The following is a 22102-nucleotide window of genomic DNA, read 5'->3' as shown; positions in this document are numbered from 1 at the left end:
GTGCTGTGGTGGCGGCCCTGGTGGATGAAGGGCGAGGTCACGAACGGAGTGAGTGAGCGAGGGCTTCTGCGGTGGCTGTAGCGGAGCGGCAGCATCCGTACCGCGAACGAGCCGCAGGCGAGTGAGTGGGAGTTTTTGGTGCAGATTTTTGCGAACCCGTGAGCGAAGCGAACGGGTGAAGTAAAAAGGTGCGAGTTGAGCGGGCCGAGGAGTGACCGAAGCGAGGCGCGAAGCGTGGTTCGAGACGGCGAAGCCGTCTCGTCATCTCGGAAGACCTGCGGTCTTCCGATGACTCTTCGAAGTGCCTTCGGCACTTCGAGATCACGAGAGGCGCTTTGCGCCTCTCGAACGACCTCGAATGTCGAGCGGCGAAGCCGCGAGACGAGGGAGCGACGAGGCTTTTGGTCCAGATTTTGCCAGTGAGTGAGCGAAGCGAACGAGCGCAGCAAAAGGTGGGGTGCGGGGAATCAATAGGTAGTTAAACCGCCCTTCCATACGCCGGACATGGTCGAGGCATTCGGGCTGTCGATAGGCGTTCTGCTGGTGCTGATGACGGTGGTGTTGCATCTCTCCTCGGGCACCGAGCGCCCCATCCCTGACGACGTCTCGCAGTCGGTTCTCGAACGGCGTGCCGAGAGCGTTCCGGAGACGAACTTCCCCGAGCCGATGAACCGATCGATCGGTGGCGGTGGGGCTCCGGCCGGAGCGATCGGTGGCGAGGGCGGTGCCGAAGGTGAACTCGCCGAGGGCGAAGAGAGCGAGGAGTCCGCAAGTCCGGCCGCCATCCCGGACGACGAGGCCGAGGTGTACGAGATCGAGTACGAGAAGGAAGGCGAGACGCTCGACGTGCCCGAAAACCAGACGCTGCTCGAAGCCGGCGAGGAGCAGGGCTGGGATCTCCCCTACGCCTGCCGTGAAGGCCAGTGTCTCTCCTGTGGCGGCCACGTCGCCGACGGCCCCTCCGAGGACTATCTCACCCACGATGGCCAGGAGATGCTTAGCGAGGACGAAGTCGGCGACGGCTACACGCTGACCTGTGTCGCCTACCCGACGTCCGACATGACGCTCGAAACGAACGAGACGCCCTGAGCTATCACAACGCCTAAACCACCGACCTCCTTCTCCTGTTCTGTGGGCGCGTAGCTCAGTGGATAGAGTTCTTGGTTCCGGACCAAGACGTCGCGGGTTCAAATCCCGTCGCGCCCGTGCACGAGGACCGAAGCGACGAGCGAGCCGACACGGAGCGATGCGCTTTTCCATCTTGACTGAATAGTTAGTTACCATGAGTGCGGACACCGCCCGCAACGAGACACAGATCGAGATCATGGAGGCGACGTATCGAGCCCTCTGTGAGCACGGCTACGCCGACCTCACGATCCAGGCGATCGCCGACGAGTTCGACAAGAGCAAATCGCTGCTCTACTACCACTACGACACGAAAGACGAGATCCTCATCGCGTTTCTCTCGTATCTGCTCGACCAGTTCTCCATCGAGGACGCGATCGATAGAGACGAGAGTCCGGACGAACAGCTGTGGACACTCGTCGACGAATTCCTTCCGGAGTCGCCGCCGGACGAGCATCGGGAGTTTCAGCTCGCGCTGTTCGAACTGCGCTCGCGGGCGCTCTCGAAGGAAGCCTACCGCGAACAGTTCACTCGCGTCGACCGGCTCATCCACGATGCGTTCGTCGACGTGCTCGCCGCCGGTGTCGACGACGGGAGCTTCCGCGAGATCGGTGTCGAGGAGACGGCCACGCTGCTGGTGTCGACGGTCACCGGCGCGATGCTGCGCCGCGTGACGACCGACGACGACGTCACCGCCGCCCGCGAGGCTGTCGTCGATCTCGTCGAGTCACGGCTCATCGCCGACGGGGACGACTGACCGATCGAGGGCGGGCGACACAATCACGTCTTCATCGCTCGGGCGCAGGCCCTGCTCGTTACTACAGTCGAGTTACTCGTTGTGAGCCAGTGCTGGTTCATCTGGATGGATAGCCGCTGCGTCGTCAGTAGCAGCCGAACTGCTCGATAGAGACAGTATCGTCCGTGAGTTACGCGGGCGCGGTCGCAGGTTCGGGCTGGGGTTCGTCGGGCCGGTCGGTGGCGCGGACGAGCAGCCCCGTCAGAACGGCCACGCTGGCGACGAAAAACAGCGAGCCGATCGACGAGGAGGGATCGCCGAACAGCAGATAGATCGGCGCGCCGGCCGACGGGCCGAGCGTGACGACGGCGATCTGTGAGAGTGCCGGGCCACAGCAACAGCACGCTTGCGGGGCGGCGATGCCGGCGATCCCTGCACTCGTCTGGGAGGTCCCGCTACCGGACTGGAAGGCGAAGAGCGCCGCATTCAGCCCGATGAGCGTGCCGAACAGGGTGACGAGGAGCACCGTCCCGACCGAGATCACCCCGCCGATCGGCACGGTGGGATACCAGAACTCGACGGCCGGCCACATCACCAGCGGGTCGGCCACCGGCAGCACGGAGACGATCTGTTCCGAGAGCGACACGCCGGTGCCGTCGTCGGGAATCAGATAGAGCATGCCCGACGAGAACGCGAAGAAGAGCACCGAGAGCGCGCCGACGGCGACCCCGAATTGGCGGGCCGTCCGGTCGGCAAGGAGTCGACGGATCAGACCACCGGCGTCCCGATAGAGGACGTAGCCGAGCGCGACGACGAGTCCGAGGACGACGAGATAGCCGAGCGAGTTCGTCTCGGTATAGAGCCCGAGCGCGGAGAGTCCTGGATAGGCGACCCACATCCCGAGGAGTACGCCGAGACCGGCGAACCGGGGTTGCCGGGACCAGCGGAACTGACCGACGAGAACGCTCGCGAGCATGATGCCCGCACCCACGAGCAGCATCAGCGGGGCGTGGATCGCCCGCGGAACGATCGGCTGGGCGGTCAGCCACTCGTAGGGCGAGAGCTGGACGATCCAGATCGCGCCGAAGATCCCCACCACGAGACCGACGATGGTCCCCTGGAGGCGGTAACGGGCCGCTGCCGGCCGCAGGCGATGCAGATACTGGCTGGCGACGACGATCCCGAGACCGACGACGAGTGGGATGAGCCCGAACCACTGTTCGAGTCTGAACCCGTTGACCGTGACGGTTCCGCCGTGGGCGGAGGCGACCGGCATGGAGCCGAGCCCGGCGACGAGGAGGACGGCCGTGAGCATGGCGCGCCCGAGACGTCGGCTTCCGAAACGGCCGTCCGACCGATCCGTGGCGGTGCGGTCCGTGCTGGAAGTCATTGTTCGGGGGTTGTATCGTCTGCCATATACGGCCACCGGTTCGACGGACGGGCCAGCAAACATGGCGCAGACACGTGATCAACGAGGTCGACGTGATCGGGATAATCGGCGTGATCGTGGAGCGTCGACAGCGGAAAGTGCGATGGCATCAGATGGGTTTTTCTATCACGGTTGTGTAGCGGGTCGTCATGCCGCCGAAAATCACGCGCATCGAAACGACGGAATTTAGCTACATGCTCTCCGACGTCGGCTCGGATCCGGGGTTCAACCTCGTCTACGAGCCCGGAGAGACCACCGAACGTCGGCTGTTCAGCATTCGTGTCCACACCGACGGCGATCTCACCGGCGAGTTCGTCGGCGGCAACTCGCCGGCGTTCGCTCAGTTTCACGAGGTCGCCGACTATCTCATCGGGAAGAACCCCCTCCGGCGCGAGCGCCACTGGTCGGAGATGAAACGCGCCCTTCGAAAGTATGACCGCATGGGGATCGGACCGGTTGACATCGCACTCTGGGATCTCGCCGGCAAACACTACGGCGCATCCATCGCCGAACTGCTCGGTCAGTATCGCGAGCGCCTGCCCGCCTACGCCTCGACCTATCACGCCGACGATAACGGCGGACTCGACTCGCCCGAGGCCTACGCCGACTTCGCCGAACAGTGCCAGGAGATGGGCTACGGCGGGTTCAAAATTCATGGGTGGGGCGGTAGCGACGAGCGCCGCGACATCGACCGTGAGATCGAGACCGTCCGCGCGGTCGGCCAGCGCGTGCCCGGGATGGATCTGATGATCGACCCCGCCTGCGAGTACGAGACCTTCGGCGATGCGCTGAAGGTCGGCCGCGCGTGCGACGAACAGGAGTTCCTCTGGTACGAGGACCCCTTCCGCGACGGCGGCATCTCCCAGCACGCCCACCGAAAGCTCCGCCAGCAGCTCGACACGCCGATCCTCCAGACCGAACACGTCCGCGGGCTCGAATCACACACCGACTTCGTCGACCGCGAGGCGACCGACTTCGTCCGCGCCGATCCCGAATACGACGCGGGCATTACCGGCGCGATGAAGATCGCCCACATGGCCGAGGGCCACGGTCTCGACGTCGAGATCCACTCGCCGGGTCCGGCCCAGCGCCACTGCATGGCCGGGATGCGCAACGCGAACTACTACGAGATGGCGCTGGTCCACCCCGACTGTCAGAACACCGCCCCACCGATCTACGAGGAGTACGGTGACCAGCTCGGTTCGATCGATAGCGAGGGGACCGTGCCCGTGCCTGACGGGCCGGGCCTCGGCATCGAGTACGACTGGGTGTTCATCGACGAGCACAAAACCGGCGGGCGAACCTACGAGTAGGGCGAATCGCAGACATTCCTGTTCGAAATCGGGCAACAGTTGATTCGTCCGCAGCGAATCCCGATGCAAACGAGAACCGCACCGCCCACATACCTCCCCAGCCGATTCGCTCCGCTCGCTCCCTACGGTCGCATCGCTTCGCTCATCCCTCACGCGCCGGTCCGCGCTCGGTGCTCACTTCGTTCGCACACGAGCGCGAGCGCGCGCCGACCGCAACGGGCCATGGGTGGCGCGGGCGATCGACGAGAGCCGGCCGGCAGTATATTACCATCGAGGGCGAAACCTGCGCGGTATGGTACACTCGACGTGGGGCGACTGGTTCGTACAGGACGAGATCGAAGCCGCCGACCCGGACGGGCTCGCGGTCTGGTATCTCGGTTGCAATGGCTACGTCCTCCGCACCGCCGAAACGACGATCTACCTCGACCCGTATCTCGGCGACGGGTCGCCGCCGCGCACGATCCGGATGATCCCCGTGCCGATGGACCCCGCCGACGCAACGCTCTGCGACGCCGTCCTCGTCACGCACGAGCATATCGATCACATGCATCCGCCCTCCCACCGCGCGCTCGTCGAAGAGTGCGGCGGCGACCTCTACGCGCCCGCGGCCTCCCAGGACGCGCCGAACTACGATGGTGATGTCGAGGCTCCTCCAGCCGAGACCGTCGCGCCCGGTGACGACTTCACCGTTGGCGACCTTTCGATCCACGTCCGCGGCGCGAACGACCCCGATGCCGAGGAGCCAGTGACCTACGTCGTCGAACACGAGTCGGGCACCTTCTTCGCAGCGGGTGACTCCCGTCCCGCCGACGAGTTCGCCGACATCGCCGACGAGTTCGACATCGATCTCGGCGTGCTCGCCTACGGCACCGTCGGGAACGTCTTCCACACCGAGGACAATCCTCCAGAAACCTACCCGACCGACTGGTACAACGACGGCGAGCAGGTCGTCGAGGCGGCGAACCAGCTCGAACTCCAGCGGTTGATGCCCGTGCACTGGGACATGTGGAAGGGCGTGGGCTCCGATCCGAAGGTCATCCACGAACACGCGGCCTCCTACGAGTACCCGCGGGTCGTCGAGATCGTCTCCATCGGCGATCGCGTGGACGTCGGCGAACCGGGCGTCGTGCAGTTGCAGGATCGCCGCGAGTAGCGCCGGCAGCGGATTTAAGGGGTCGACGTGCGAGCAGGGGCTATGGGAACGGCGAACTTCGATTACAGCGACGAGACCGTGATCGTCACCGGCGGCAGCGCAGGCATCGGACGCGCCATCGCCCTCGGGTTCGGGCGCGCGGGCGCAACAGTCATCGTCGCCGACGTGCGCGAGGAGCCGAAGATGGACGGAGAGAGCGTGCCGACCCATCAACTGATTTCGGAGTCGGGCAGCACCGGCGAGTACGTCGAGACGGACGTCTCGGATCCGGACGAACTCGAATCGGTCGTCGAGGCCGCCCGCGAGTTCGGCGGTGTGGACGTGATGGTGAACAACGCCGGCGTCCAGCACTCGGAGGCCTTTCTCGATGTCGACGAGGAGGACTTCGATCGGCTTCATGAGACGAACCCCAAGGGCGTGTTCTTCGGGACGCAGGCCGCCGCACGGGACATGATCGATCGCGACGAACCGGGGAGCATCGTCAACACCGCCTCGATCTCCTCGTGGGTCGCTCAGCATGGCCAGGTCCAGTACGACTCGACCAAGGGGGCGATCAAGATGATCACCAAGGGCACGGCGCTCGAACTCGCCGAGCACGACATCCGGGTGAACGCGATCGCGCCCGGACAGATCGCCACCGAGTTCACCGAGGGCTGGTCCGACGAGGCTCAGGAAGCTGCCGGCGAGGAGGGTGGGTTCATCAAACCCGTTCCGCTCGGGCGGGCCGGCCATCCCGACGACAACGCCGGTGCGGCGCTCTTCCTCGCCAGCGAGAACGCTTCCTACGTCACCGGCCAGCTCTTATTCGTCGACGGCGGCTGGACGGCGATCTGAACCCTTCGGTTTCCCACTGGGTTTCTACGTTGTGGATGGCCGTCGCTCGGTTTCGAGCTGCGCATAAAAATCGATGGTTCGTTGTTCGTCCGCGTCCGCTGAGCTGCGTTACTGTCGGGTAACGTTGGTCGCTCGCGGTCCTTTGTCAGCCTGTTCGATGTCGAATTCGACTTCGGTGTCCTCTTCGAGGTCCGGGCCGCCGATGTCCTCCATGTGGAAGAAAACGTCCTCCTCGGAGTCCTCAGTGTCGATAAAGCCGTAACCGCCCGTGTCGTTGAAGAAGTCAACCGTACCAGTTGCCATTGCAAGCAAACCCAACGCCCATCCGGGGATAAGGGTTGCGCGAGGGGCGGTATCACGGACCCGGAGCGTGCGTACCGTGGATCTTCCCTCCGTCGACCGTCATGAACCGTGTATTGGATCACGTGATGAGTCCGAACCGAAAACGATCGAACAGCCGAGTGGCGACGGGGAACCCAGATGACGGTCCTCACGAGGACGCCGAACGTTCATACCGCACGAAACCGTAGCTGAGCTATGGCGACAGTGACCTGCGAGGAATGCGGAAACGAGACCGAATACGACGAGATGGACGACTCGAATCGAGTCCCGTGTACGCACTGCAACAACGTCATCGACGTCTGATTCTCGCCAGCCAGTTTCTCCGCTGTAGGACCACCGTTCGACTTCGTACGCTCCGCACCAGCCGATAGTTTCGGGAACGCCGGTTACCCGACGAGCGACCTCCGTCGTGAACGTCCACGGGTTCGACGGCCGCCTCGCGTCGTTCTTTGCCGACGGTCGACAGGAGGATTTATTATTCCGTAAACTGTCTTCGGAGTCATGGTTTACGAGACTGGAAACCGAACGATAGACGGCGCGGTCGAGCGCGTGCTCGCGGGCGAGCGCCTCGATCGGACGGACGGGCTCGCACTGCTCGCCCAACCGGTCGAGGAGCTCGCGGCTGCCGCCGATTTCGTCCGCGCACGGTTCGGCGACGGCACGGTCGACGCCTGTTCGATCGTGAACGCGAAAGCCGGCGACTGCGCGGAGGACTGCGGCTTCTGCGCGCAGTCAGCCCACTTCGATACCGGCATCGACACCCACGGCTTTCTCGATCCCGAGGAAATTCTCGCGGCCGCGAAACGCGCCGAACGCGACGGCGCACAGCGCTTCGGCATCGTGGTCGCCGAGAAGGGCGTCTCGAAGGAGCGCCGACCGGAGGAGTGGCGCGACGTCATCGAAGCCGTCCGGCTGGTCCGCGACGAGACCGCCGTCGAGGTCGACGCCTCGCTCGGCCTCCTCACCGAGGAAGAGGCCGAGATCCTCGTTGACGAGGGGCTCAACCACTACAACCACAACATCGAGACCTCGCGGCGCTACTTCGACGAGATCGTCTCCACGCACGACTTCGAGGACCGCCTCCACACCCTCCGGGTCGCCAAGGATGCTGGCATGGATCTCTGTGCCGGCGTCATCCTCGGGATGGGCGAGACGCCGACCGACCGGGTCGAGGCGGCGATCGAACTCCAGGAGATCGGGATCGCCTCGTTCCCGGTGAACGTCCTCAACCCCGTCGCGGGGACGCCACTCGGCGACGCCGATCACGCCGCCATCTCGACGACCGAGCTCGTCGAGACGATCGCGGTCTACCGGCTGCTCCATCCCGAGGCGCGGGTCAGGCTGACCGGCGGCCGGGAGGTGAACCTCCGACCGGACGAACAGCATCTCCCGTTCGAGGCGGGTGCCGATGGCGTCCTCACGGGCGATTACCTCACGACCGAGGGCCAGTCGCCCGGTGCTGACATCGAGGCGATGGAGCGCGCCGGCCTGGAGCCGAACATGGAATCGAACGAGTTCGATCCGGAAGCGGTGAAGGCGCGCGACAGGGACGACTCGGCGGTCGGAACGCCGGCCGAATCGGCCAGGATCGACGCGAGTGACGACTGAGAAAACGACGATCATCACAGACATGCACGACATCAGATTCGCGGTTCTCGGCACGGGCGGCATCGGGCGACGAGCACTCGACGTATCGCGGGAGAAACCCGGTTTGCTCCCCGTCGCGGCCTGCGACCGAAACGGCATCGCCATCGATCACGACGGTCTCGACGTCGACGAACTCCTCGCGGCGACCGAGGGCAACGTCGCTTCCGACGGCGGTGCGGCGGTCAAGCAACACGGCGCGGGGGCTGGCGTCGTCGCCTCGGCACAGGCGCGCTCGACCGAGACACCGATCGAGGACATCATCGCCGAGAGCGACGCGATCGACGCGGTCCTGATCGCGCTCCCGAACCTCGAACACGACTTCATCCCGCGGGTCGCGGAACGGTTCACAGGCGCGGGCTACGAGGGTGTCCTCGTCGACGTGCTCAAGCGCTCGCGGGTGATCGGGATGCTCGACGGGCGAGCCGATAGTTTCGAGGAGTCGGGGATCACGTTCGTCTGCGGTGCGGGCGCGACGCCCGGCTTCCTCACCGGCGCGGCAGCACTCGCCGCTCAGTCGTTCGTCGAGATCGAATCGGTGGAGATCCACTGGGGTGTCGGACTCAAATCCGGCTACGAGGACAATCGGGGGACCGTTCGGGAGGACATCGCCCATCTGCCGGGCTACGACATCGAGACCGCGCGGGAGCTGACCGACGAGGAGATCGAGGGGATCGTCGACGAGCACGACGGCGTGATCGAGTTCGAGGAGATGGAACATGCCGACGACGTCCTCTTGGAGCGGGCAGGCATCTGCGACGCCGACGACGTGTCCGTCGGCGGGATACTCGACGTCCGCAGCGACGAGAAGCCGACGACCACGACCGTCAGCGTCACGGGACGTACGTTCGACGGCGAGCACGCGACCAACACGTTCGAATTGGGCGACGAGACCAGCATGGCCGCGAACGTCAACGGCCCGGCGCTCGGCTACCTGAAGGCCGGCGTCCAGCGGAATCGTGCTGGCGAGTACGGGGTGTTCGGCCCGGCCGACCTCATGCCCGAATTCTGATGGGCAGCGACGACACGACCGGTGAACGCGGTCATCGTCATCCCGAGGCCGGGTTCGATCTCGACGATCGACTCGCTGCCCGCGAGGAGCGCGGGCTGCGTCGCGATCTCGCTCCGACGGAGCGCGTCGCGGCACGAAGCCGGGTGTCTCCCGATCCCGGTGGTGAGCCACCGACGTTCGACGATCCCGAGCGACTGCTCTTCGCCACGAACGACTACCTCGGACTTGCCAGCGACGAACGCGTACAGCGAGCAGCAACGGAAGCGGCGAAGGCAGTTGGCACCGGCGCGGGCGCGAGCCGCCTCGTCACCGGCGACACACCCGTCCATCGTGCGCTCGAACGCGATCTCGCCGCCGCGAAGGGGACCGATCGGGCGCTCGTCTTCTCGTCGGGCTACGCCGCGAACGTCGGGGCGATCACGGCGCTCGCGCCGGACGTGATCCTCTCGGACGAGTCGAACCACGCGAGTATCGTCGACGGCTGTCGGCTCGTGAGCGCGGAGACGGTCGTCTACGACCACTGTGACGCCGACGCGCTCGCCGCGGCGCTGGCGGACCGCTCACGCGCAACGGACGACGAAACCCGGCTCGTCGTGACGGATTCGGTGTTCAGCATGGACGGCGACATCGCCCCACTCGCGGCGATCTGCGATATCGCCGAACGCCACGGCGCGTGGGTGATGGTCGACGAAGCCCACGCGACCGGGCTCTACGACGGGGCGGGCGGCATCGTCCAGCGCGAGGGTCTCGGGGAGCGCGTGCAGGTCCAGCTCGGCACGCTCTCGAAGGCGCTCGGGAGCCAGGGCGGCTACGTCGCCGGGAGCGACGCGTTGATCGAACACCTCCTGAACGCCGCGCGGTCGTTCGTGTTCTCGACCGGGCTCGCACCGCCCGCCGCCGGGGCGGCGCGCGAAGCGCTCGCCATCGCGAGTGAGAGCGAGCGCCGCCACCGGCTGTGGAGTGCCGTCGATCGGCTCCGCGAGGGGCTCGAAGCGATGGGCTACACGGTGCTCGGCGAAACCCAGATCCTGCCTGTGCTCGTCGGGGAGCGGGCGGGAGCGATGGTGCTGGCCGATCGCCTCGTGGATCACGGCGTCATTGCGCCAGCCATCCGCCCGCCAACGGTCCCGACGGGGACGAGTCGAATCCGGGTCGCCCCGATGGCGACCCACACCGACGCTGAGCTCGAACGCTGTCTGCGTGCGTTCCGTGAGGCGGGTCGTGCCGTCGGGGTGCTCGATGAGTGAGCGAAGCGGGGGTGAGAGGACGGGGTTCGCGGTCGTCGGGACCGACACGGGTGTCGGGAAGACGGTCGTCACTGCCGGGCTGGTCGGCTGGCTCCGGGACGAGGGGGTCGATGCCCGCGCGATCAAACCGGTACAGACCGGGTTTCCGACGGATGACGACGCGACGTTCGTCAGGGAAGTCTGTGGCACCGATGACGCGTCGACCTGCGGGAAGCGGTTGCAGCCGGCTCTCGCACCCCGGATCGCCGCCGCGGAAGCCGGCGTGGAGCTCTCGTACGGGGCGATCCGCCGGGAATGCGAACGGGCACTCGCCGCAAGCGAGGTCGGCGTTCTCGAAGGGATCGGCGGTGTACGGGTGCCTCTTACCGAGGCGCACGACGTTCTCGATCTCGTCGCCGATCTCGGTCTCGACGCAGTCGTCGTCGCATGCGCCGACCTCGGAACGCTGAACCACACCGCGCTCACCGTCGAGGCGCTCGCGCAACGCGGCGTCGCGACCCACGCGGTCGTCCTGAACCAATACACCGGCGAGAGCACCGCCGAGCGGACGAATCCAGCGGCGATCGAGCGCATGACGGGCGTGCCGGCCCATACGCTGTCACCGCTTGACCTCGAAACACCGACGAACGCCGTCCGTGGGGTTCGGGGTCAGCTTCCAGCGGCCGTGTTGCCGGTTGAGACGTGAGACGAGTCGTCCGGGTCGTTTCGGTGCTCTCGGTCGGTTGCCGGCGACGACCCCATAGTAGATGTGGGTTGGTACCACCAAGCACTTATTAGCATATCGATGGTACTGCTCGCCATGAGTAGCGACGAATCGAGCGATCCGGGAGCCGCACACGGCCACGAACACCACGACGTCGAGGGACCGGGCTATCCGACGCCCGCGGCGATGCGCACCGAATCGGCGCGCGAGGAGACCGCGTTCGTCATGGCACCGCGGGTCGGCATGGACACCGACGAACCGGATTTCATCGCCGTCATCGACGTCGATCCGACCTCCGAGCGGTACAGTGAGATCATCGATACGGTGGAGATGCCGAACGAAGGCGACGAGCTTCATCACTTCGGCTGGAACACCTGTTCGTCGTCGTGTCACATGGATGGCCTCCAGCGCGACCACCTGATCGTTCCCGGCCAGCGCTCCTCGCGCATCCACGTCATCGACGCTGCCGACCCGCGAGAGCCGGAGATCGAACGCGTCATCGAACCAGAGGCGGTGTTCGAGCACGACCTCTCGGCACCACATACCGTCCACTGCGTACCCGAGGGAAAAATCGTCATCAGCATGCTCGGCAACGCCGACGGCGAACTTCCCGGCGGATTCCTCCAGCTCGACCAAGAGGACTTCTCGATCGACGGCCGCTGGGAGGCCGACCGCGGCGACGTCGAGATGCAGTACGACTACTGGTATCAGCCCCGGCATGGGGTGATGCTCTCGACGGAGTGGGCTGCCCCGAAGACCTACTATCCGGGCTTCGATCTCGACGACGTCGAAGCGGGTCGGTATGGCGACAGCATCCATATCTGGGACTGGGAAACGAAGGAACATCGGGAGACGCTGTCGTTCGGCGAGGAAGGGGCAATCCCGCTGGAGATCCGGATGCTCCACAATCCCGAAGCGACCGAGGGCTACGTCGGCGCGGCGCTTGCATCGAACATCATCCGCTTTTGGGAGCGCAACGACGGTACATGGGATTGGGAGACGGTCATCGAGATCGACGACCGCGAGCATCCCGACTGGGAGATGCCCGTCCCGGGGCTCGTCACGGACACGCTGATCTCGCTCGACGATCAGTACCTGTTCTTCTCGAACTGGCTGCACGGCGACTGCCGGATGTACGACATCAGCGACACGGGGAACCCGCGACTCGTGGATCAAATCTGGGCCGGCGGCAACTTCGGCGATCGGCAGTCAATCCAGGGAACGGAGATCCGCGGTGCGCCACAGATGCTCCAGCTCAGCCGCGACGGCCGCCGGCTCTACTGGACAACGTCGCTGTTCTCGTCGTGGGACAACCAGTTCTATCCCGATATCGCCGACGAGGGTTCGTTGATGATGAAAGCCGACGTCTATCCCGAGGAGGGGCGCATGGAGCTCGACGAGGAGTTCCTCGTCGATTTCGGCGACGCACCCGGCGGTCCGGCGCGTGCCCACGAGATCCGCTGGCCCGGCGGCGACTGCACGAGCGACGTCTGGCAGTAGATGGTCACCCACGAGGTGACGCTCGACTGGCGCGACGGACCAACTCGGACGATCGCGGTCGCTGCCGACGAAACCGTCGTCGAGGCTGCCAGACGGACGGAGCAGACGCTTCCCTATGGCTGCCTGTACGGTGCCTGTGGCACCTGTACGGGCCGACTGATCGCGGGCGATCTCGTCCATACCGAACGAGCGCGTGCGCTGAAACCACGCCACAGCACCGAGGGATACGTCCTGCTCTGTATCGCGAAGCCGCGTTCGGACTGTCACGTCGAGGTCGGGGCGACGGTGCAGGCGGAACTCGTCTCGAATCCGTGGAAGTGAGGCTGCGAGTGGGGGAGCTGAGGAATCTCACTCGAAGAACGGCATCATAGATAGAACGAGTCAGAACTGTCGCCGTTTTTCGCCCGTTCGTCAGTCGGTGGTCGTATCGTCGTTTTCGGGCGACGAGTCGGTCATCTCCTCTGTGGGAGTCTCACGCGCCGACCGTGGGTCGGTCCCGACACCCTCACCGATCGAAACGTCCGGAGTGAGCTCCTCGCCGTGGATCAGTTCGGGGAGCACGATCCGAACCGCTTCGAGCATGAGGACGAAGACGATCGGCAGGAGGAAGAACCCGTACCAGCCGAACAGGATCGGCCCCAGGATGTAGCCGAACATCAACACCAGCATATCGAGCTGGCGACCGGTGATGTACGGCTGCAAGAACGTCTGTGGGAGGATATCGAGAATCAAGAAATACGCTACCAATGCTCCGCCGACGAACAGGAGACTCCCGCTCGAACGCACCGCCTGAAAGCCGAGATAGGCGACGATCGGCAGGTAGATCACCTTGCCGACGACGATTGGAATGAGACTGGCGATGCCAGTCAGAACCCCCAACACGAGTGCCATCGGAACGTGGAGCGCTTCAGGAGCGAGCAGGTTCGTTATCTCGTAGGTGCCCACCGCGATGACCGACATCGCGACGACGAACAGGAGATTGCCGAAGAACACCGATTCCAGGTCCTCGTCGACCGCGATGGCATACGCATACGCGGTGGTATCACGACCGCCGAACAGCTCGCGGAGTCCGCGCGAGAGAGCCACATCGTTCTGTAACAGGAAAAACGAAAGCGCGACGACGAGCCCCAAGAAAACGATGCCACCTCCAACTGCTCCGACGACCTGCCCTCCGAGTTGAACCACGGTTTGAAGCGTCTGCTGTGGTTGGCTGATGAACTGGGCTGGATCGCGAAGCAGCGTGGTGACGGTTTCGCGCTGAGCAGCCGGGAGCGCACTGAGGTCGACGAGTCCAAACGTCGCTGGGCCACCAGTACCGATCGCTTGCTGGAGCTGCTGGAAGAGATTGAAACCGACGTAGCCGATGAGCAGCAGGATCGGAACCACGACCACCAGAACGGTGATGCTCGCCGCAACATTGTTCGAGTCCACCGTGTTCCGGAGACGGCGGTTGACCGGCCGGGTCGCGTAGTAGCCGAAGACGCCGAGCACGATCATGCCGACGAACGAGTACGCGAGAAACGCTGCGACGATAGTGAGCAGTAAGATGAACAGCCACCACCCGAACCGTGTCCGGTCGGACAGGGGGCCGAGAGTTCTCTCAGACATCCTCTTGAGACGTATTGTCAGCCAGCGGGAAACGGTTGTGCCTGCACGCGCTTACGATGGCTCACGGAGTCCACCGTTGTCGGATACGGCTCGCCGGGAGTGCGCTATCGTATCGTTCGCCGACAGGGGAGCGGATGGGATGGTTCGGTATGGGGAGCATGTTTGTGGATCCATCGGTAGTGCTCTCCACCACTGCACCAGGTCCGCTCGAACCATCCCCTACACGCTCTTCTCCACTTCGTTCCGCAGAAGAGTGCTCGGTCGGGGATTCGAACCCCGGTCATCGGCTCGAAAGGCCGAAATGATTGGCCGGACTACACCAACCGAGCGAACGCATCCGTTCGTTCCCGATACCGCCTGTTAAGCGTTCCGTTCCGTGGTTACTTGCCCTCGAATTCGGGGTCTGAGTCGCCCATGAACGCCGTGACGCCCTCCATCAGGTCGTCGGTGTTGAGCAGATGGCCGAACGCCTGGGATTCGATCTCGAGGCCGGCCTCGGTGTCCTCCCAGCCGCGCAGCATGGCGCGCTTGGTGAACTCCTGGGCGATCGGTGGCCCGCCCGCGAGATCGGCGGTGAGTTCGTGGGCACGCTCTTCGAGTTCGCCGTTTTCGACGACCTCGGTGAGAAAGCCGTAGTCGGCGATCTCGGCGGCGTCGTAGCGATCGGCGGTGAGGATGATCTCCTTCGCACGACCCTCGCCGACGATATGCTGGAGGCGCTGGGTGCCGCCCCAGCCGGGGAGGAGGCCGAGATCGAGTTCGGGCTGGCCGAACGACGAGCGCTCGGAGGCCACCCGGAGGTCGGCACACATCGCGAGCTCCATCCCGCCGCCGAGACAGTGGCCGTCGATGCCCGCGACGACCGGCATCGAACACTCCTCCAGTTTGCCGAAGGTCTCCTTACCCTTGCGCGAGAGCTCGATCCCGTCGAGCGGGTCGGCGTTCGCCGCCATCGACTGGACGTCCGCACCGGCGGAGAAGGCGTCGTCGCCGGCACCGACGAGCAACACTGCGCGCACGTCATCGTCGTCCTCGAGCACGTCGATCGCGGTGTCGAGCTCGTCGAGGATCTGTGGGTTGATCGTGTTCATCCGGTGGGGGCGGTCGATGACGATCGTCCCGACCATGTCGCCGGGATGCTCGATCCGGATGCTCTCGAACTCGACGCCCTCCTCGTCGTCGCTCCCGTAGAACCCCTCGTCGGCATGCGCTTCGAGCGCGTCGGCGGGTTCGTAGCGCGCTGCACCAGTCTCGTCGTGGAGATCGACGAGCGTCTCGTAGAGCGAGTCGAGACCCGCGCTGTCGGCGAGTTTGGCGGGCCCTTCGGGGAAGCCAGCGCCGAGCATGACCGCCTCGTCGATGTCGGCGGCGGGCGCAACGTCGTTGCCGACGAGTTTGGCGACCTCGTTGGCCATCACGGCCAGCAGTCTGGCTTCGATCTCCTCGCTGCCGGCATCGGTCGGGATGTCCGCACCGTTGCCATCCTCGTAGTCGTAGAACCCCTTGCCCGTCTTCTTGCCCAGCTCCTCGGCCTCGACCTTCGCTTCGAGCAGCGGGCACGGCTCGTAGGCGTCGCCGAGCGTCTCGTGCATGTATTCGAGCACGTGGTAGCCGACGTCGATGCCCACCTGGTCGGCGAGTTCGAAGCTGCCCATCGGGAGTCCAAGTTCGAACGTCGTCGTGCTGTCGACCTCGTCCATCGTCGCCACGTCGTCCTCGACGAGCCACGCCGCCTCGTTCATCAGCGGGACGAGCACTCGGTTGACGATGAATCCCGGACTGTCCTTGCGAACCCGGACAGGGCTCTTGCCGAACTCCTCGGCGAGCGCCTCGACTGTATCGAGCGTCTCGTCACTGGTGTGCTCACCCGAGATGACTTCGACGAGCTGCATCCGAACGGGCGGGTTGAAGAAGTGCATCCCACAGAACCGTTCGGGTCGTTCGGTGACCTCCGCGAGGTCGGTGATCGACAGCGACGAGGTGTTCGTCGCGAACAGGGCGTCCTCTGGCGCGTACTGCTCGACCTCGCCGTAGACGTCCTGTTTGATCTCCATCTTCTCGGGGACGACCTCGATGATGACGTCTGTTCCCGAGACCGTCTCCTCCAGATCGACCAGCGGCGTCACACGATCCAGGGCGGCGTCGGCTTCTTCCTCGGTCAGCTGGTCTTTCTCTTCGAGCTTGCCGACGCTCCATTCGAGCTGGTCGTAGCCGTTTTCAACTAACTCCTCGTTGATGTCACGCAGACGGACTTCGTAGCCCGCGAGCGCGGCGACCTCGGCGATGCCGTGGCCCATGTTCCCGGCACCGAGCACCGCGATCGTGTCGATCTCGTCGACGTTCATGATTCATCGTTAGAACTCGCCGACGGGGCTTCAACGTTTCTGTCCCCCACAGCATTCTCCTCGAACGAGTTCCGATACCGGCCGAACGACCGACCTCCTGCAGAAACGTCTGATGAGTTTATTCTAGGTTACGAACTTATTTGATGTGGGGATGTATAACGAACGTCTATGGACTACGAACTGTCCGACGAACAGAAACAGATCCGTGACGAGGTGCGCCGTTTCGCCGACAACGAGATCGCACCGATCGCGAGCGAGTACGACAGAGAAGAGAATTACCCCCACGATCTCATCGAGACAGCCGGCGAGATGGGCATGCTCGGTGCGACCATCCCCGCCGAGTACGGCGGTGCGGGCTACTCCACGCTGGAGACGGCGATCATCTCCGAGGAGCTGTTCGCCGTCGATCCGGGCATCGGTCTCTGTGTGGCGAGCACCGGTTTCGGGGCCGAGGCGATCATCGCGGCCGGCACCGACGATCAAAAGGAGGAGTATCTTCCGCCGATCGCGAGCGGCGACGCGATCATGGGCGCGGCCATCTCCGAGCCCGACACGGGCTCCGACGTCTCCTCAGTCTCGACCCGCGCCGAAAAGGACGGCGACGAGTGGGTGATCAACGGCAACAAGATGTGGATCACCAACGGCTCCGTGGGTGACTACTTCGTCGTGCTCTGCAAAACCGACCCCGACGCCGAGGGGCGATACAACGGCTTCTCGCAGATCATCGTCGAATCGGACCGAGACGGGTTCACTGCCGAGAAGATCACGGGCAAGCTCGGCATCCGTGCCTCGGACACTGCCGAACTCCTCCTCGACGACGTGCGCGTTCCCGAGGAGAACCTCGTCGGCACGCAGGGTGCGGGCTTCCTCCAGCAGATGCAGTTCTTCGACGCTACTCGTACTGGGGTGGCCGCCCAAGGCGTCGGCATCGCCAAAGGCGCGCTCGAACGCGCGCTCGACTACGCTCAAGAGCGCGAGCAGTTTGGACGGTCCATCGGCCAATTCCAGGCCATCCAGCACAAGCTCGCCGAGATGCACACCCAGATCGAGGCCGCCCGCCAGCTCACCTACAAATCCGCCTGGAGCGTCGACAACAAAAACGAACAGCTGACCACGCTCGCCTCGATGGCCAAGGAGTACGCCTCGCGCGTCGCCGTCGAGGTCGCCGACGAAGCCGTCCAGATCCACGGCGGTGCGGGCTACGTCGACGACTTCGACGTCGAACGGTTCTACCGCGACGCCAAGATCACCCAGATCTACGAGGGCACCAGCGAGATCCAGAAGAACGTCATCGCGCGCGAACTGCTCGGCGAAGGCTTCTAAAGTACCTTTTTACTGCGTCCCCATTCGCTCGCTGCGCTCGCTCAGGGTCCTTGCAAAAAGCTACGCTAAAAACGTCCCGCTCGCTCCCTCGCTACGCTCGGTCGCTCCCGGTGAACCGCGCTCGTTACACTCGCGCGGATGCTGGCGCTCACCATATCCGTCCCGCCACCGCACAGCACCGCCGAAGCCCTCGGCGCGCGCTCACTTCGTTCGCTACTCGCTCCTTCCAGTCGCTCGCGCGCCTCGCCCTTCATCCGCCAGGTACCGCTACCGCAAACCGCAACCGCCGGCCGCAGCCGGCGGCCACCGCCAGCTATCGCCCCTCGAAATCGGGTTCCTCGCCGGCCATGAACGATTCCGCACCCTCGCGGTGATCGTCGCTCTCGAAGACGGCGGCCTGCGCGGCGGCCTCGTTCTCCATCGCCTGATCGAGCGAACTCTCGAACCCCTGCCGGACGAGCCGTTTCGAGGTTCGCAGCGCTACGGTCGGCCCGGTGGCGATCTGCTCGACGAACTCGTCGGCGCGCTCGTCGAACTCGGCGTCGGGATAGACGTGGTTGAACAGTCCCAGTTCTTCGGCGCGCTCGGCCTCGACGAGCTCGCCGGTCATGACGAGCTCCTGGGCCGTGTTCTCGCCGACGATCCGCGGCAGGAGATAGGACGTGCCCGAATCGACCGCCAGCCCCACCTGTCGGAAGCCGAAACTGATCCTGGATTCGGCGCTCGCCAGCAGGACGTCGCACGCGATGGCGAGGTTCGCGCCCGCACCGAAGGCGATCCCGTCGATCTTCGCCACGACGGGGAGATCGAACTCCGCGACGCGCTTGACCGCCCGGCTGGTCTCCTGACTGATGTGGCGGACGGCCTCGTCGAGCGCCACGTCGCCCGCGAGCCGCTCGGCCATCGCGTTCACGTCGCCACCCGCTGAGAAGGCCCCGCCAGCACCCTCGATCACCAGACAGCGCGCGTCGCTGCCCTCCAGCTCCGCGAGCGCGTCGATGATACCCGACGAGATCTCTTCGGTGAGCGCGTTGCGCACCGACGGTCGATTCAGCGTCAGCGTCGCAACCCCATCCTCGACGGCGACCAGCACCGCCTCGTCGTCGCTCATTCGGCCACCTCCTCGCTCTCCTCGCCCGTCGCACCGTCCTCGTGCCCGCGGAGCTCGAACTTCTGGACCTTTCCGGTGGTCGTTCGCGGCAGTTCGTCGACGAACGCGACCTCGCGCGGGTGTTTGTACTCCGCGAGCCGTTCGAGACAGAACTCCCTGATCTCGTCCTCGGTCACATCGGCGTCCGGCGTCGGAACACCGTCGGACTCGGTTCCCTCGCCCGACGAACCCCCACTCGCTGCGCTCGCGGGGACGACAAACGCCTTCACCGTCTCGCCGCGGCGCTCGTCGGGGATCCCGACGACTGCGGCGTCGGCCACGTCGGGATGCTCGAACAGCAGTTCCTCGACCTCACGTGGATAGACGTTGTAGCCGCCCGTCACGATCATGTGCTTCTCGCGATCGACGATGTAGAAGAAGTCGTCCTCGTCCCAGTAGCCGATGTCGCCGGTGTGGAACCACCGCTGGCCGTCCTGCTCGGTGAACACCTCCTCGTTGGCTGCCGGGCGGTCGTGATAGCCCTTCATGACGTTCGGCCCGGCGACGACGAGCTCGCCCGTGATCGCATCGAGATCGGTCTCGCCCTCGTCGACCGGCCCCTCAGAGACTCGTTCGACCGGCTCGAAGTCGGTATCGACGATCATCGCATCGACGCCGTCGAGGGTGTGGCCAATCGAGCCGACACGGCGGGCATCGGGCATGTTGAAGTGTGTGACGGGCGAGGTCTCGGTCAGCCCGTAGCCCTCGTAGAGCGGGAACCCGAACCGTTCCTCGAACCGGCGCAGCACCTCGATCGGCAGGCTGCTCCCGCCGGAGTTGACGAACCGCAGCGTCGAGAGATCGAACTCGTCGGCGTTCGGCTGGTTGACGAGATCGTTGAACATCGCCGGCACGCCCTGCATGATCGTCAGTTCCTCGTTCTCGATGAGCGAGAGCGCCGTCTGCGCGTCCCACTCGGGCAGCGGGTAGTAGGCCGCCCCCGAGAACAGCGCGGCGTTCATCGTGACGGTCATCCCGTAGATGTGAAAGAGCGGGAGCACCCCGATCGATCGGTCCCCGACACCCGTCCCGTCGGGGGCGAGATCGGCGGCCATCCGTGCGTTCGAGGCGAGATTGCGGTGGGTGAGCAGCACGCCCTTCGGCTGTCCCGTGGTGCCCGAGGTGTAGGGCTGGCACGCCACGTCGTCGTCCGCCCGCTCGACGACGGAAGGTTCGCTCTCGCCGAGGAACTCCTCGAACGCGATCGAGCCGTCGGCATCACCACCGACGCTCACCACGGTCTCGACGGCCGTCTCCTCGCGTACCGACTCGACCACTGGTACGAGATCGGCGAGCGTGACGACCAGTTCGGCACCGCTGTCCGAGAGGAGATGGCCGATCTCGCGGGATTTGTACTGGGGGTTCATCGGGACGACGACCGCGCCGGCCCTGAGCGCGCCGTGGAAGGCGACGACGTACTGCGGGAGGTTCGGCAGATAGATGCCGACTCGATCGCCGGGGTCGATGCCCGCCGCGTCGAGACCGGCGGCGAATTTCCCAGTCCGGGACCAAAACGCCTCGTAGCTCAGTTCCTGCCCGTCGTACGCTATCGCCGTCGCCTCGGGATTCTTGTCGACTGTCGACGCGACGTCCGTCACGAGATTCGTCATGGATTCCCATGTGTGGACGCACGCCACGGTTTAAAGGGTTGCCCCTCGAACAACCAGTGATTCGTTTACAAGCGTTTTTCGTTACCAGCGGTAAGAATATTTTTCATCCGCCGAGATAGACATCGCGGATGTAGTCGTCGTCACGGAGGCTCTCGGGCGTGTCCTCCCGAACGAGTTCGCCGTTTTCGAGCAGCGCGATGCGGTCGGCGTGATCCATCGCGAAGGTGACGTTCTGCTCACAGAGGAGGACGGTGACGCCGGCCTCGCGGATGCGTTCGAGCCCGTCGCTGATGTCGTCGAGAACGACCGGCGCGAGCCCGAGCGTTGGTTCGTCGAGGATCAGGAACTCGGGCGCGCTCATCAGCGCCCGCCCGATGGCGAGCATCTGCTGTTCGCCGCCGCTCATCGTCCGCGCGTGCTGGTCGGTGCGCTCTTCGAGCGCCGGGAAGAGCTCGTAGACGAACGAACGGCGTTCGTCGGCGTCGCCGCGACGGAACGTCCCGAGCGAGAGGTTGTCCGCGACGCTCATGTGGCCGAAGAGGTCGCGCTCCTCGGTGCAGTGGATGAGTCCCTCGCTCACGAGATCGCTCGTCGAGCGCCCGCTCACCTCCGCTCCCCGATGCCGAACGCTGCCCCGGTAGTCGTGAAAGCCGGTGATGGTCTCGGCGAGCGTCGTCTTGCCCGCGCCGTTCGGACCGATCACCGAAACGATCTCGCCGCGTTCGACTCGGAGGTCGATGCCGCGGAGCGCGGCGACCTTGCCGTACGACACGCGGAGGTCGTCGATGGCGAGCGCCGCGCCCTCCTGATCGCTGGCGGTCGCAGTTCCGTCACTCGTCTCGGTGCTCATGTACTTCCTCCCAGGTAGGCCTCCTGGACCGCCTCGTTCGCCCGGATCTCCTCGGGGGTTCCCTCTGCGAGTTTCGAGCCGAAGCGGATGACGATCGCCCGATCGATGAGCGAGAGCAGCCCGCGCATGTTGTGATCGACCACGACCAGCGTCAGCCCCTCGTCGCGGAGCTCGGCGA

At 65.0% G+C, this 22102-nt stretch carries 20 protein-coding genes and 2 tRNA genes; 13 read left to right on the top strand and 9 right to left on the bottom strand.

Annotated features, from left to right (window positions below):
• The first annotated feature begins 504 nt into the window (after positions 1-504).
• The 3 genes from C448_RS04130 to C448_RS04120 all read left to right on the top strand — a co-directional run bounded on the left by C448_RS04130 (position 505) and on the right by C448_RS04120 (position 1882).
• Positions 505-1089 carry a 2Fe-2S iron-sulfur cluster-binding protein gene (locus C448_RS04130; RefSeq protein ID WP_004052050.1) on the top strand — a complete coding sequence of 195 codons (585 nt, stop codon included), beginning with the start codon at positions 505-507 and terminating at the stop codon, positions 1087-1089.
• A 44-nt stretch (positions 1090-1133) separates the two neighbouring features.
• Positions 1134-1206 (top strand) — tRNA-Arg (locus C448_RS04125).
• A gap of 76 nt (positions 1207-1282) precedes the next feature.
• Positions 1283-1882, top strand: coding sequence for a TetR/AcrR family transcriptional regulator (locus C448_RS04120; RefSeq protein ID WP_004052049.1), 600 nt, complete (start codon positions 1283-1285; stop codon positions 1880-1882).
• Positions 1883-2051: 169 nt separating this feature from the next.
• Here C448_RS04120 and C448_RS04115 read toward each other — a convergent pair whose 3' ends face one another.
• Positions 2052-3251: a hypothetical protein gene (locus tag C448_RS04115; RefSeq protein WP_004052048.1), complete on the bottom strand. Its 1200-nt coding sequence runs from the start codon at positions 3249-3251 to the stop codon at positions 2052-2054.
• A gap of 188 nt (positions 3252-3439) precedes the next feature.
• Here C448_RS04115 and C448_RS04110 point away from each other — a divergent pair, with 188 nt between their 5' ends.
• From C448_RS04110 to C448_RS04100, 3 genes are all read left to right on the top strand, one after another.
• Complete coding sequence (locus C448_RS04110; protein ID WP_004052047.1) at positions 3440-4603, top strand: enolase C-terminal domain-like protein; 1164 nt, start codon at positions 3440-3442, stop codon at positions 4601-4603.
• Positions 4604-4895: 292 nt separating this feature from the next.
• Positions 4896-5756, top strand: a complete 861-nt coding sequence (locus tag C448_RS04105; RefSeq protein ID WP_004052046.1) for an MBL fold metallo-hydrolase — start codon at positions 4896-4898, stop codon at positions 5754-5756.
• A 42-nt stretch (positions 5757-5798) separates the two neighbouring features.
• Positions 5799-6590: an SDR family NAD(P)-dependent oxidoreductase gene (locus tag C448_RS04100; RefSeq protein ID WP_004052045.1), complete on the top strand. Its 792-nt coding sequence runs from the start codon at positions 5799-5801 to the stop codon at positions 6588-6590.
• Positions 6591-6698: 108 nt separating this feature from the next.
• Here the strand turns inward: C448_RS04100 and C448_RS04095 are convergent, their stop codons facing one another.
• Entirely contained in the window at positions 6699-6893 is a 195-nt protein-coding gene (locus tag C448_RS04095; protein WP_004052044.1) for a cold-shock protein, read from the bottom strand.
• 540 nt (positions 6894-7433) lie between these two features.
• Between C448_RS04095 and bioB the strand changes: the two genes are divergently transcribed.
• The 6 genes from bioB to C448_RS04065 all read left to right on the top strand — a co-directional run bounded on the left by bioB (position 7434) and on the right by C448_RS04065 (position 13359).
• Positions 7434-8540 (top strand): biotin synthase BioB, encoded by a 1107-nt coding sequence (bioB, locus tag C448_RS04090; RefSeq protein ID WP_004052043.1) that lies wholly within the window; start codon positions 7434-7436, stop codon positions 8538-8540.
• A gap of 22 nt (positions 8541-8562) precedes the next feature.
• Positions 8563-9588 carry a hypothetical protein gene (locus C448_RS04085; RefSeq protein ID WP_004052042.1) on the top strand — a complete coding sequence of 342 codons (1026 nt, stop codon included), beginning with the start codon at positions 8563-8565 and terminating at the stop codon, positions 9586-9588.
• Complete coding sequence (locus tag C448_RS04080; RefSeq protein WP_004052041.1) at positions 9588-10835, top strand: aminotransferase class I/II-fold pyridoxal phosphate-dependent enzyme; 1248 nt, start codon at positions 9588-9590, stop codon at positions 10833-10835. The genes C448_RS04085 and C448_RS04080 overlap by 1 nt, the downstream gene beginning before the upstream one ends.
• Entirely contained in the window at positions 10828-11520 is a 693-nt protein-coding gene (gene bioD, locus C448_RS04075) for a dethiobiotin synthase (RefSeq protein ID WP_004052040.1), read from the top strand. Before C448_RS04080 ends, bioD begins: the two co-directional genes overlap by 8 nt.
• A gap of 114 nt (positions 11521-11634) precedes the next feature.
• Complete coding sequence (locus tag C448_RS04070) at positions 11635-13038, top strand: selenium-binding protein SBP56-related protein (RefSeq protein WP_004052039.1); 1404 nt, start codon at positions 11635-11637, stop codon at positions 13036-13038.
• Entirely contained in the window at positions 13039-13359 is a 321-nt protein-coding gene (locus C448_RS04065) for a 2Fe-2S iron-sulfur cluster-binding protein (protein ID WP_004052038.1), read from the top strand.
• Between the two features lie 90 nt (positions 13360-13449).
• Here the strand turns inward: C448_RS04065 and C448_RS04060 are convergent, their stop codons facing one another.
• The 3 genes from C448_RS04060 to C448_RS04050 all read right to left on the bottom strand — a co-directional run bounded on the left by C448_RS04060 (position 13450) and on the right by C448_RS04050 (position 16991).
• Entirely contained in the window at positions 13450-14646 is a 1197-nt protein-coding gene (locus C448_RS04060) for an AI-2E family transporter (RefSeq protein WP_004052037.1), read from the bottom strand.
• A 254-nt stretch (positions 14647-14900) separates the two neighbouring features.
• Positions 14901-14975: transfer RNA gene (locus C448_RS04055), tRNA-Glu, on the bottom strand.
• 51 nt (positions 14976-15026) lie between these two features.
• Positions 15027-16991 (bottom strand): 3-hydroxyacyl-CoA dehydrogenase/enoyl-CoA hydratase family protein, encoded by a 1965-nt coding sequence (locus C448_RS04050; RefSeq protein WP_004052036.1) that lies wholly within the window; start codon positions 16989-16991, stop codon positions 15027-15029.
• A gap of 168 nt (positions 16992-17159) precedes the next feature.
• On the opposite strand from C448_RS04050, the gene C448_RS04045 reads away from it, so the two are divergent.
• Complete coding sequence (locus C448_RS04045; protein ID WP_004052035.1) at positions 17160-18314, top strand: acyl-CoA dehydrogenase family protein; 1155 nt, start codon at positions 17160-17162, stop codon at positions 18312-18314.
• A 313-nt stretch (positions 18315-18627) separates the two neighbouring features.
• On the opposite strand, the gene C448_RS04040 is transcribed toward C448_RS04045, so the two are convergent.
• From C448_RS04040 to C448_RS04025, 4 genes are all read right to left on the bottom strand, one after another.
• Positions 18628-19425 (bottom strand): enoyl-CoA hydratase/isomerase family protein, encoded by a 798-nt coding sequence (locus C448_RS04040; RefSeq protein ID WP_004052034.1) that lies wholly within the window; start codon positions 19423-19425, stop codon positions 18628-18630.
• A complete protein-coding gene (locus C448_RS04035; protein WP_004052033.1) occupies positions 19422-21074 on the bottom strand; it encodes a long-chain-fatty-acid--CoA ligase in 1653 nt (550 codons plus the stop codon). The genes C448_RS04040 and C448_RS04035 overlap by 4 nt, the downstream gene beginning before the upstream one ends.
• A 103-nt stretch (positions 21075-21177) precedes the next feature.
• Positions 21178-21924 (bottom strand): ABC transporter ATP-binding protein, encoded by a 747-nt coding sequence (locus C448_RS04030; RefSeq protein ID WP_004052032.1) that lies wholly within the window; start codon positions 21922-21924, stop codon positions 21178-21180.
• The coding region (locus C448_RS04025) for an ABC transporter ATP-binding protein C-terminal domain-containing protein (protein ID WP_004052031.1) at positions 21921-22102 on the bottom strand (182 nt) is incomplete at its 5' end. The genes C448_RS04030 and C448_RS04025, both read right to left, overlap by 4 nt.

Source organism: Halococcus morrhuae DSM 1307 (genome assembly GCF_000336695.1).
Classification (GTDB): Archaea; Halobacteriota; Halobacteria; order Halobacteriales; family Halococcaceae; genus Halococcus; species Halococcus morrhuae.
This window is presented reverse-complemented; position numbering and strand designations above follow the sequence as displayed.